Annotated in this window: 10 protein-coding genes; 6 read left to right on the forward strand and 4 right to left on the reverse strand. The window is 58.8% G+C overall.

All coding sequences use genetic code 11. The features are described from left to right. Nucleotides 1–49 precede the first annotated feature (49 nt). Nucleotides 50–805, reverse strand: a complete 756-nt coding sequence (locus tag CO657_RS32980) for a response regulator transcription factor (protein WP_054185807.1) — start codon at nucleotides 803–805, stop codon at nucleotides 50–52. Between the two features lie 564 nt (nucleotides 806–1,369). Here CO657_RS32980 and CO657_RS32985 point away from each other — a divergent pair. The 6 genes from CO657_RS32985 to CO657_RS33010 are packed head-to-tail and all read left to right on the forward strand — an operon-like array spanning nucleotide 1,370 to nucleotide 6,901. Beyond that, nucleotides 1,370–1,873 carry an acyltransferase gene (locus tag CO657_RS32985; protein ID WP_054185799.1) on the forward strand — a complete coding sequence of 168 codons (504 nt, stop codon included), beginning with the start codon at nucleotides 1,370–1,372 and terminating at the stop codon, nucleotides 1,871–1,873. Then, nucleotides 1,873–2,910 (forward strand): Gfo/Idh/MocA family protein, encoded by a 1,038-nt coding sequence (locus CO657_RS32990; RefSeq protein ID WP_003595499.1) that lies wholly within the window; start codon nucleotides 1,873–1,875, stop codon nucleotides 2,908–2,910. Before CO657_RS32985 ends, CO657_RS32990 begins: the two co-directional genes overlap by 1 nt. Next, nucleotides 2,907–4,010: a DegT/DnrJ/EryC1/StrS family aminotransferase gene (locus tag CO657_RS32995; protein WP_054185800.1), complete on the forward strand. Its 1,104-nt coding sequence runs from the start codon at nucleotides 2,907–2,909 to the stop codon at nucleotides 4,008–4,010. The genes CO657_RS32990 and CO657_RS32995 overlap by 4 nt, the downstream gene beginning before the upstream one ends. Then, the gene (locus CO657_RS33000; RefSeq protein ID WP_054185801.1) at nucleotides 4,000–4,719 is read left to right on the forward strand and encodes an acyltransferase; all 720 of its coding nucleotides are present in this window, start codon (nucleotides 4,000–4,002) and stop codon (nucleotides 4,717–4,719) included. Before CO657_RS32995 ends, CO657_RS33000 begins: the two co-directional genes overlap by 11 nt. Further along, the gene (locus tag CO657_RS33005; RefSeq protein WP_054185802.1) at nucleotides 4,716–5,687 is read left to right on the forward strand and encodes an NAD-dependent epimerase/dehydratase family protein; all 972 of its coding nucleotides are present in this window, start codon (nucleotides 4,716–4,718) and stop codon (nucleotides 5,685–5,687) included. Before CO657_RS33000 ends, CO657_RS33005 begins: the two co-directional genes overlap by 4 nt. Next, a complete protein-coding gene (locus tag CO657_RS33010) occupies nucleotides 5,684–6,901 on the forward strand; it encodes a DegT/DnrJ/EryC1/StrS family aminotransferase (RefSeq protein ID WP_054185803.1) in 1,218 nt (405 codons plus the stop codon). Before CO657_RS33005 ends, CO657_RS33010 begins: the two co-directional genes overlap by 4 nt. Before the next feature lie 71 nt (nucleotides 6,902–6,972). On the opposite strand, the gene CO657_RS33015 is transcribed toward CO657_RS33010, so the two are convergent. The 3 genes from CO657_RS33015 to CO657_RS37810 all read right to left on the reverse strand — a co-directional run bounded on the left by CO657_RS33015 (nucleotide 6,973) and on the right by CO657_RS37810 (nucleotide 10,820). Beyond that, nucleotides 6,973–8,481, reverse strand: coding sequence for an O-antigen translocase (locus CO657_RS33015; RefSeq protein ID WP_054185804.1), 1,509 nt, complete (start codon nucleotides 8,479–8,481; stop codon nucleotides 6,973–6,975). A gap of 133 nt (nucleotides 8,482–8,614) precedes the next feature. Next, on the reverse strand, nucleotides 8,615–9,931 hold the full coding sequence (locus tag CO657_RS33020; protein WP_054185805.1) for a polysaccharide biosynthesis/export family protein: 1,317 nt from the start codon (nucleotides 9,929–9,931) through the stop codon (nucleotides 8,615–8,617). 559 nt (nucleotides 9,932–10,490) lie between these two features. Beyond that, complete coding sequence (locus tag CO657_RS37810; RefSeq protein WP_245293055.1) at nucleotides 10,491–10,820, reverse strand: hypothetical protein; 330 nt, start codon at nucleotides 10,818–10,820, stop codon at nucleotides 10,491–10,493. Nucleotides 10,821–10,896 lie beyond the last annotated feature (76 nt).

A 10,896-nucleotide genomic window follows, 5' to 3' on the forward strand; every position in this document is an offset into this window, starting at 1 on the left:
GAAGAAAGATTTGCCCAACAATGGTGTCAGGACAACGTCTTATTCACACTCACGCCGGAAGACTAGTTTGGAACAAGTCGTTAAGCTTGAACACAACTTCCGTCCTGTTCGTTGCCTTGACCTTTTTCATGATGTTGCGGACATGCACCTTTACGGTGCTTTCTCGCAGGTTGAGTTCATAGGCAATAATCTTGTTCGCCTTTCCGCGCCGCAGTGCCGCGACGACTTCGGCTTGGCGATCCGTGAATATCCCGGCCAGCGGATGCGTTGTCGGGTTGTTCGACTGCAGCAAGTGACGCATGGCGAACAGAGCGCTTGCGGGCACGAAAAGTCCTCCTGCTACCGATAGCGCGATCAGCTCCATGCAGACGCTAATGCTGACGGAGGCGGGTATGTAGCCCTTTGCTCCGTAATCGATCGCCCTCACGATCTGGGCGAAATCGTCACTATCGGACAATATGATGACCGGTGTCGACACGAATTCCGACGAAAGACTCTTGATCTGCTCCGAAACGACAGGGTCGTCGACCGTCTTGCCGCCGACGTTCAAGAGTATTGCCGAAAGCGGAGGGTATTCTTCACGCTTTTGCTTCCACTCTTCAATCGATCCGAACGCCAGAATCACGAAATCCGCTGTGTGGGCGGCCATGCATTGCGCAAGGCAATGCCGATCTAGTTCCCTCTTGTCAAGAATGACAAGCGAGTGCTTTGACTTTGACGCTCCGGCAAACGCTGTCGAACCATCGTCTATCTCTAACGGAAGAGATATGTTTTCCTGCCTGTGGCTTATATTTATTGTATCCAACGCCCCATCCTCCCAGCCTTTTTCTACGCGGTACTTCAAAGTCGAATATCAAACTCCTCTGTAAATAAGGGAGTTTAATTACCAGAAGTGCTAATTTAATACCACAGTTCCAAGGATGTTAAACTAATTAATAGTGGTTACCCCAACACATAGGTTCCACGGACAGATACAAATGGTTACGTCGTTGAAACTGATCGATCTGTGGCTAGTTCATTTGTATGTCGACCCATCAGGTTGCTACATATATTCAGTTGTACTCGCTAAACCCATGTAAACTATGCCCGTCCTCGACGTGGAGAATCAGGATCGCTCGGCGCGTGACCTGTCGCTGCCGATGGTCGATGGTCATAGCTGTTCGCATGCGCTTGTCATCCAATTTTCGTAAGCAGATACGCCTTTTGGTGAATGAGCTTCAACGTTTTGTTTCTTTACTCAGATGAAGAAAACAATTCTTTTTGAAGGGAAGGAAATATTTGCTCTGACGAAACGAAACCTTGGATGCATTCTTGCGATGGCCGGTTTCACCCACGTCAGGGCCTGTTAAAGCGTAGGGGGCGAGTTGGGATGATTGCATCGAACGTCAACCTGGGTGACGGCTGCGTTATCCACCATCGGGATCTTGTGAATCTATACGGCTGTACGATCGGCTCGGGAACGCGCATCGGCACCTTCGTTGAAATCCAGAAAAACGTCCTCGTCGGAAAAGACTGCAAGATCTCCAGCCATTCCTTCCTCTGTGAAGGCGTGACGCTGGAGGACGGCGTTTTTATCGGCCACGGGGTCATGTTCACCAATGATACCTACCCGCGCGCCGTCAATTCGGACGGCAGTCTGCAGACGGAGGCCGACTGGGTCGTCATCCCCACTCTGGTCAAGCGCCACGCATCGATCGGCAGCAACGCCACCATTCTGCCCGGCGTGACGATCGGAGAGGCCGCACAGGTCGGCGCCGGCGCTGTCGTAACGAAGGATGTGCCTGCCGGCGCCATTGTTGCCGGCGTTCCGGCTAGAATCACCGGTCGCGTTCATGACCGGTCAGTTGACATGCAAGTGTTGGGAGGAATGTGATGATCGGCATTGCTGTAGTTGGGTATGGGTATTGGGGCCCGAACCTGGTTCGTAACATCTCGGAAGCGGCCGGCGCGCAGCTCCTTTCAGTTTGTGATCTGAACGTCGAACGGCTGGCGGCCGTCAAAAGCCGGTATCCCGCAGTGACGATCACCGACAATTTCGAGGAAGTTCTGCGCGATCCGAGAGTGGATGCAATCGCCATCGCAACGCCGGTCTCGACCCATTTCAAGCTCGCAATGCAGGCGATGATGGCCGGAAAGCATGTGTTTGTCGAAAAGCCGATGGCGTCGACGACGGAGGAAGCCGCCCGGATGGTCGAGGAAGCCGCGCGCAGACGCCTCGTACTGGCCGTGGATCATACCTTCGTTCACACCGGCGCCGTCCGCAAGATGCGCGAACTGGTCGAAAGCGGCTTGGGCGACATGTATTACTACGACTCGGTCCGGGTCAATCTGGGGCTCTTCCAGCACGATGTCAGCGTTATCTGGGATCTCGCGGTGCACGATCTGTCCATCCTGGACCATGTTGTGCAGGAAAGGCCGGTGGCTGTTTCTGCGACGGGCATGAGCCATGTGCTTGGCGAGCCGGAGAACATCGCCTATCTGACGCTTTTCTTCGAAAGCAAGCTTATCGCCCACATCCACGTCAATTGGCTGGCGCCCGTCAAGGTGCGCCGCACACTGATCGGCGGCAGCAACAAGATGGTCGTCTACGATGATCTGGAGCCCAGCGAAAAGATCAAGGTGTACGACAAGGGCATCACGCTGAACCCGAATTCCCAGGCCTACGGCGAAAAGGTGCATCAGATGATGGTCGGCTACCGCAGCGGCGACATGTGGGCGCCCAAGCTCGATATGACCGAGGCGTTGAAACGCGAGCTGGATCAGTTCGTCGATTGCATCGAGCAGAATTCGCGGCCCATCACCGATGGCCAAGCCGGGCTGCGCGTTGTTCGCATCCTTGAATCCGCAAGCCGGTCGCTCGCCCAGCGCGGTCGCATCATCGAGCTCGAAGAGGCGAGGCGCATTGCATGATCCCGTTCCTGGACCTCAAAGCACAATATCAATCGATCAAGAGCGAAATCGACGCCGCCGTGCTCGGCGTGCTCGGCTCGGGACAATACATACTGGGCGAGGAGGTCGCCCGGCTCGAGCAGGAATTCGCGGATTATTGCAACGTCAAACATGCGATAGCCGTCAACACCGGGACGAGCGCCCTGCATCTGTCGCTGCTGGCGGCAGGTGTCGGACCCGGCGATGAAGTCATCACCGTGCCGTTTACCTTCGTCGCGACCGTGTCGGCGATCTGCTACGCAGGTGCACGGCCGGTGTTCGTCGATGTCGAGCCCGTGACGCTGACGATGGATCCGGCTCAGCTCGAGGCAAAGATCACTCCCAGAACCAAGGCCATTATTCCCGTCCATCTCTACGGTCAGATGGCCGATATGGACGCGATCAAGGCCATTGCCGACCACCACCGGATACCGGTCATCGAGGACGCCTGCCAGGCTCATGGAGCGCAGTACAAAGGCGCGCGCGCCGGCAGCATCGGCGCTTCCGGTTGCTTCAGTTTCTATCCCGGCAAGAATCTCGGCGCCTGCGGCGAGGGCGGTATCGTCGTCACCAACAGCGACGATCAGGCCAAGACGATGCGCATGCTGCGCGACTGGGGTCAGGAACAGCGTTATCACCATCTGCTGAAGGGCTTCAACTACCGCATGGATGCTATTCAAGGTGCGATCCTGCGCATCAAGCTCCGACATCTCGAAGCCTGGACCGAAGCGCGGCGCGCCCATGGCCGCCGCTATTCGCTGCTGCTCGGCGGTTCGCCGAATTTGAGGACGCCTGTCGAAGTCGCCGACCGGCGCCACGTCTACCACGTCTATGCCATCAGAAGCCGCGATCGCGACGAGCTTCAGCGCGTGCTGAGCGCCGAGGGCATCCAGTCCGGGCTGCACTATCCGATCCCCGTTCACCTGCAGAAGGCCCATGCCGACCTTGGGTACCAGGCCGGCGATTTCCCAATCTCGGAAGCCGCCGCACGGGAGGTGCTCTCGCTGCCGATCTATCCCGAGATGCCGGCGTGGCACGTCGATCAGGTGGCCGCTGCGCTGGAGTACGCCTATGTCAGCTAGTCGTGCCGGTGAGGCCCGAGTCGTACAGGCGGTCCATGGCCGTCATGAAAGGCCGGCGGACCCGGCCTACCAGGCTGGGTTGGCCGAAGAACTCAGGCAATCTTATGGGCGCGCCGGCCTGATCGAGCTCTACGGTCGTTTTGCGGCCGGGGACGGTGTGATCGATACTCTGATGCGAAAAGCCATCTGGCAAGCCATTGCGCGGCGCTGCGGCACGGGATTGCAGGTTGCAGGCGGTGCCGGTTTCAAGCATCCGGAAACTTTCGAAATCGGCAATGGCGTGTTCATTGGCGCCCAGGCCTATATCCAGGGACGCTTCGACGGCACTTGCGTGATCGGCGACAATGTCTGGATCGGCCCGATGGCCTATTTCGACGCGCGCGACCTGGTGATCGAGGATTGTGTCGGTTGGGGACCTGGCGCCAAGGTGCTTGGTTCCAGCCACACGGCCCTGCCGGTGGATGTGCCGATCATCCGCACGGATCTCGAAATCAAGCCGGTCCGTATCGGCGCATGGGCCGACATCGGCACCAACGCCACAATTCTTCCCGGCGTGACCATCGGCAAGGGCGCGATCGTCGGTGCGGGCGCCGTTGTCGTCTCGGATGTCGAGCCGTTTTCAGTTGTCGTCGGCGTGCCGGCGAAGTTCACACGCTGGCGCACGGAGGCTGATCCTGTGCTGGATATATCGCATGGAGGAAGATCGTGAGAAATCAACGGGTGCTCATTACCGGCGGCGCCGGCCTGATCGGGTCGCATATTGCCGATCTCGTCGCATTGGAAAAACCGCGTGAGATTATCATTCTCGACAACTTCGTGCGCGGACGCCGGGATAATCTCAGTACGGCAATAGCCAGCGGGTACGTTAACATCATCGAGGGAGATATCCGCGACAGAGCCCTTCTGGCAAAAACCTTCGAAGGCGTCGATATCGTGTTCCATCAGGCCGCCATCCGCATCACGCAATGCGCGGAAGAGCCACGACTGGCTTTTGATGTCCTTGCGGAGGGCACGTTCAACGTTCTCGAAACTGCCGTCAAGGCAGGGGTTTCGAAGGTGGTCGCTGCTTCCTCGGCTTCTGTTCTGGGACTGGCCGAGAGCTTTCCAACGACCGAAGAGCATCATCCATACAATAATCGGACGATCTACGGCGCGGCGAAGGTATTCAACGAGGGGCTGATGCGCAGCTTTGCGGAAATGTACGGCCTGCGCTATGTGGCGCTCCGTTATTTCAACGTCTACGGGCCGCGCATGGACGTTTACGGCGCCTATACGGAAGTTCTGATCCGTTGGATGGAGCGTCTGGCGGCGGGAATGCCGCCCCTCGTCTACGGCGACGGCAGTCAGACGATGGACTTCGTCGATGCCCGTGACATCGCCCGCGCAAACATTTTGGCGGCGAAAAGCGATGTCACGGACGAAGTGTTCAACGTCGCGAGCGGCACGGAAATAAGCCTGCTGCAACTCGCGAAAATGCTGAGCGACATTATGGGTTCTTCAGTTGAGCCGGAGCACAAAGAAGCCCGCACGGTCAACGGCGTGACTCGTCGTCTTGCCGATATCAGCAAGGCCGAACGGCTCCTCGGCTTCAAGACGGAGATCTCCATGGAGCAAGGGCTTCGTGATCTCGTTGCCTGGTGGCAAATGCAGACCGACGCAGGGGGGCAGGCAGCATGAGTTCATCTCAATCGACAATTCCTGTCGCCAAACCCGTCCTCGGCGAGGAAGAGGCTGAAGCTGCGCGCCGCGTCATTCTGTCGGGATGGGTGACGCAGGGGCCGGAGGTCGCCGCTTTCGAGCGTGAATTCGCTGCCTTTGTGGGCGCCGCGCATGCTTGTGCCATGTCCAACTGCACCACCGCGTTACATCTGGCGCTGAAGGCGGTCGGCGTATCCGCCGGCGATGAAGTCGTGACCGTCAGCCATTCTTTCATCGCGACCGCCAATGCGGTTCGATACTGCGATGCGCTGCCCGTTTTCGTCGATATCGAAGACGATGGTTACAATATCGACGCCAATCTGATCGAGCGGGCAATCACGCCTCGGACCAAGGCAATTCTCTGCGTGCATCAACTCGGCATGCCTTGTGATCTTCGCGCCATCGTCGAGATCGGCAAGCGCCATCAGATACCGATCATCGAGGATGCTGCCTGTGCGACGGGAAGCGAAATCCTGTGGGACGGGCGTTGGGAAAAGATCGGCAAAGCACATGGTGACATTGCGTGCTTCTCCTTCCACCCCAGGAAGGTCGTCACCACCGGCGATGGCGGTATGTTGACCACGGCCAATCCCGAATATGACCGGAAGTTCCGGCTCTGGCGCCAGCACGGCATGAGCGTCACCGATGCCGTCCGTCACGGCTCGAAGCAGGTGATCTTCGAAGACTATGACGAGTTGGGTTACAATTACCGGATGACCGATCTTCAGGCGGCCGTCGGTCGCGAGCAATTGCGGCGGCTGCCGGAGTTGGTTGCCCAGCGCAGGCTGCTTGCCGAGCAATATTGCGAACGTCTGCAGACGATTGCCGGGCTTTCTCTCCCGGCCGAACCGCGCTGGGCTCGCAGCAACTGGCAGAGCTTCTGTGTGAGATTGCCCGATACGGTCGACCAGCGGGCGGTCATGCAGACGCTGCTCGATCAGGGTATCTCGACCCGGCGTGGTGTGATGAACATTCATCTGGAGGGAGCCTATTCAGGTGAGAGCTCCTACCGCGCTGCCACGAGCTTGATGCGGAGCGTATCTGCGCAGCAGCAAACGATCATCCTGCCGCTTTATGCCCAGATGACGGTGTCCGACATGGACCGGGTTGTCGAGGCACTTCGCGCCGCCGTTGCCGACGCGACCGTCGGAGCCGTCAACGTGCAACGTGCCAAGGATGTCGCTGTCGCCTGAACCCGCATTTGCCTGACGTAACAATCGGCATAACCAACAATGCGCGTATCTTCGGATGCGCGCATTGTTCGTTATGCCGATTTCGTGATCCATTCGCGGATGGTTGCCGGCACGGATTCCGGCGGAAGCAGGTCGATCAGCATGCGCAGCGAATAGAGCCCGCAGAGAACAACGGCGACACAGCCAACTACCGTCGCCGACCATGGCGATAAGAACAAAAAGGCCGAGACGACCAATCCCGATACAGGCAGGAAGAGAAGCGCGTGCCTGCGATTGGCGGGCGACCAGCGAAAGCCGGTGAGCCGACGCACGATCACGTAAATCAGAATACTATGCCAGACGTAGAGGCCGAAGAACGCCATGCCGGCCCCTGTCGTGCCGAATTCTGATACGAAGAGCCACGCCAGCCCCACATGCACCAGCGTTGCTGCGACCTCGGTCCAAAAGAAGATCGTCTGCGCACCCTTCGCGAGCACGATGAAACCCATCGGCCAAGCGACGATCCTGAGCATCATTCCAAGGCAGATCCAGCGCAGAAGCTCCACGGCCCCGTGAAACTCCGCCGAATAGAACAAACTCATCACGAGCGGTGCCAGGGTCAGGGTGGCGAGCAGTCCAGGGCCGGCCAGCAGCAAGCTGATTTCCGCCTGCTCATTGACCAGCCGGTTGCACTCAGCATTATCGTGCGCGATTGCGGTCAAGCGCGGATAGAAGTCCGTTCCCATCGCCTGCAGGATAAAGCCGGCATAGAGACCGCCAAGCGCCCAGGCTGCCTGATACAATCCCGCCGCGACGACGCCCCCTTCATTCAGCACGATGATGCGGATGGCATAGGCCGCGCCGAAGGTCAGAAGCCCGCTTGCCATGAAAGCGACGCCGAGTCTGAACAGGGATTTCGCTTCCTGGCCGAATTGGCGCGCCGACATTGGCGGTGGGTGCCTGGATATTTGTTTGCTGTACCACCAGGTGGGAAGGACCGAGACGGCCGCGATCGCCACGAGAGAGGGTACGATCGCCTGCTCGCCGAACAGATAGATTAGCGGGATGCTGACGATCGTGCCAAAGAGCCCTGAAAGCACATTGATGCGGGCAAGATTTGCAATGCCCCGCAAGCCCTGGATCAATGCAGCTTGCCCGGCAGCTACGATCCGACAGAAGACGGCCAGGGAGAGCAGCGCAACGCCGCCGGTGTGCTGGTAATCGCCGAAGGTGAATTTCGAGACCGGAAACGCCAGCATCGCCAGCAAAAGCCCGCCGAGCAACCCGAGCACCAGCGAGATGCGCCTGAGCACTGCCGCCGACCGCGCGATCTTCTCTCCGTCGCCGCCGCCCGCCGCCTCGGCGACCCGGCGCACACCGCTGCTGCTCACACCAAGACCGGCTATCGCCTGCGCGATATCGAGGATTGCCCCGTAAAGGCCGAGAAGCCCGACGCCTTCAGGGCCGAGCAGAAGGGCGAGCGCCTTGTTGCGGATGATGCTCAGGGCGACATTGACCAGCGAGGAACCGCCCATCAGCATCGTCGACTTGAGGATCTGAGTATAAGTCTGGCCGCTGGGTGGGATCATGCGCACAGTCATCGCTCAACCCTAGCTGTCAGGTTCGGTTCAGACCGGACCATATCAGAAGCGATTTCTTCCAGGCCGGCGGCCTGAGCGCCTTGATGACGCTCGAACATCCGCTCCAGCAGTGTTGAGAACACGGGCGTGTCGCTCACTGGCCGGCCCGATCTGCAAGCGTTTGGGACTCGAAAGACGGGGCTGTGTTGGCCTGAGGCGAATTATCCAAGATATGCGGCTGAGCGACTCTCACCACATCGCCCGGTGCCAACGTCGTCGTTTCCGAGGCTTCGATCTTATTGATCTGTCCATCGCTGCGACGGGTCACGCTAAAGGTAAGCGGGAGGTCCTCGACAAGGTTCTTGACGCCGTCATTGCTCCCAAGGTCCGCGATGAGCAGCTTCTGCAGTGTTTCGCGCTTCAGCTTGAATTGATCGAGACTTGCTCGTTCGGACTGCGCTTCGGTCGCCACTTCGCTCCGACGTGCATCGTAAAGTCCCTCGAGGTTCCGCGTCGTCTCGCTGACCGCCTGGCGGCCCCGCATGACGGCGGTGAGAAGGTCGAGCTTGTCGGAGCGGTAAGTCGTCAGCAGCCGTTCCAGATCCATCTGCCTTGACGAGATCGTCAGGCCTTTCTGGACCAGGGACTTGACGCTGACCAATTGGTCCTCGACGGATTTGATATTGTCGTCCGCGCCTGTCAGTTTCTCTTCCAACGTCGATATCTCAGTGGTCAAAAGATCGCGTAATTCGGTGAACGCCCTTGCCTGCCTCTCCAGCGCATTGGCGCGAGCCCGAAAGATGATCCTTTCCTCGTTGAATATGCCGGCCGCAAATTGCTGATCGGCGCCGGTCGCCTGATCGAAGATAATCTCCTGAGCCCCATCCATCTCCGCCTGGAGCCGTGCCAGCCTCGCGGTGCTGCGCAGGATCGAGTGATCGATTTCGCGCAATTCCCCGACGATCTGGATCGAATGCGTTTGCTGCTCATCTTTGGCACGACGCGGCCCGCCGCTCATTGCCAGCGATTGCAGGACGGTCAGCCCGGGGCGGAAGCTGTACTGCCCAGGCGTGGTTACGTCTCCCACGACGTAGATCGGCGGGTATTCGAGAATTTCGATGCTGACCGCTGGCGGCTGAACCAACCCGATTTTTTCCTGCAGACGCTTGCCGATCTCGTTTGTGAGGTCGGTGTCTGTGCGATTGCCGACGGAAAGGGACCCAAGAAACGGCAAAAAGACCGTGCCGTCATCCGAGACCCTGTATTCGCCGCCAAGCGCATCCCATCGTTCATACTGGCCCCTGGACTGCATCCATTGGACGATCGTCAGGCGGATTTTCGTTTGTGGCGCCAAGGACGCGTTGTCGGCGAGAGCCGGCGGCGCAGTTCCGGCAAGAAAGAAGAGTGCGCCGAGGATAAACGTCGCGCGGAGGAACAGATGGGGGGCGCGGTGCGATGAAATCATGTACATATCTCGCCTGCAAAACATCCTTAAACGGATGTCAGTCCAATGCCTTGACGCCATTCGGCCGCCGAACGACAGGTCCGAAGCCGCATCGCTAGTGTGCAGTCTGGCGAAGCCTTGAGGAAGGTGAAGGCCGTTTGCTTTGCCTCATCATTATTGATGAGGCGGGGGCGGGGCCTCAGCCTAATCGGGCAGGAGCACATATCCCGCGTAGCGCAGAGGTATCATCCCGGAAGATCAAAGGTTTGCACGGAGGGATAGGCGCGCTGGCCGAAAAGAACGGCGACCGGCTGCGGCGTGGGACCAAGTCGTGTCCGATCGAAGATACCGCAATTCCAACGGCCTTTGCCATCGCTCCAATAGTCCAGTGCGCGACTTCCTGTCCGGCAACACGGCCGCCTGCCCAAAGGATGCCGCCAGTAGAGCGAAAGGCGTAGGATATACTCTTCTGATTTTGGACTATACTTCAGAACTTCGCGTTTAAGCGATTCTCATAGATTCGACCCTGACAATCTCGCGAGAGGTACCTGCCATGTATCGCCACGCTCGCCGGTGGACTTCGCGCTCACTCCTGCTGGATTCGTTGGTTCCCCGATGGTTGACCGTCGGCGGAAAGGAAAGGCCACGCAAGCCTGGAAAGCACGAAGATGGCGCGCAGCTTGCGGTAGCGGTGCAAACCGTGGATGGAAACAAGCAGGCCCCCCTTGTCGACGATCCTCATAAGGACGTTGCGCTCAACGAGCATGATGCTCGGCAGAACGCGGCCGTGAATGGCGACGCGGACCGCCGGGCTGACGACAGCCCCGCAGCGCCGCCTTTGCCTGACGCTTTCACAATCAATCGCGAAATAGGGGAGCGAAGCGGTGAGATAACCCGGTCCGTGCTCTCCGCTCAAACGCCGGATTTTGCCCATTTCGCGCCTGACGCAAACAGGGCTGCGTTCGCGGCCACATCGTCTCTTCCGCGCACCT

It is taken from the genome of Rhizobium acidisoli (assembly GCF_002531755.2).
GTDB classification, from domain to species: Bacteria; Pseudomonadota; Alphaproteobacteria; order Rhizobiales; family Rhizobiaceae; genus Rhizobium; species Rhizobium acidisoli.

Bases quoted from the DNA above. Each gene is read 5' to 3' on its own strand.
- CO657_RS32985 (WP_054185799.1), top strand. From the start codon at position 1,370: ATGATTGCATCGAACGTCAACCTGGGTGACGGCTGCGTTATCCACCAT.
- CO657_RS32990 (WP_003595499.1), top strand. From the start codon at position 1,873: ATGATCGGCATTGCTGTAGTTGGGTATGGGTATTGGGGCCCGAACCTG.
- CO657_RS32995 (WP_054185800.1), top strand. From the start codon at position 2,907: ATGATCCCGTTCCTGGACCTCAAAGCACAATATCAATCGATCAAGAGC.
- CO657_RS33000 (WP_054185801.1), top strand. From the start codon at position 4,000: ATGTCAGCTAGTCGTGCCGGTGAGGCCCGAGTCGTACAGGCGGTCCAT.
- CO657_RS33010 (WP_054185803.1), top strand. From the start codon at position 5,684: ATGAGTTCATCTCAATCGACAATTCCTGTCGCCAAACCCGTCCTCGGC.
- CO657_RS33015 (WP_054185804.1), bottom strand. From the start codon at position 8,481: ATGACTGTGCGCATGATCCCACCCAGCGGCCAGACTTATACTCAGATC.
- CO657_RS33020 (WP_054185805.1), bottom strand. From the start codon at position 9,931: ATGTACATGATTTCATCGCACCGCGCCCCCCATCTGTTCCTCCGCGCG.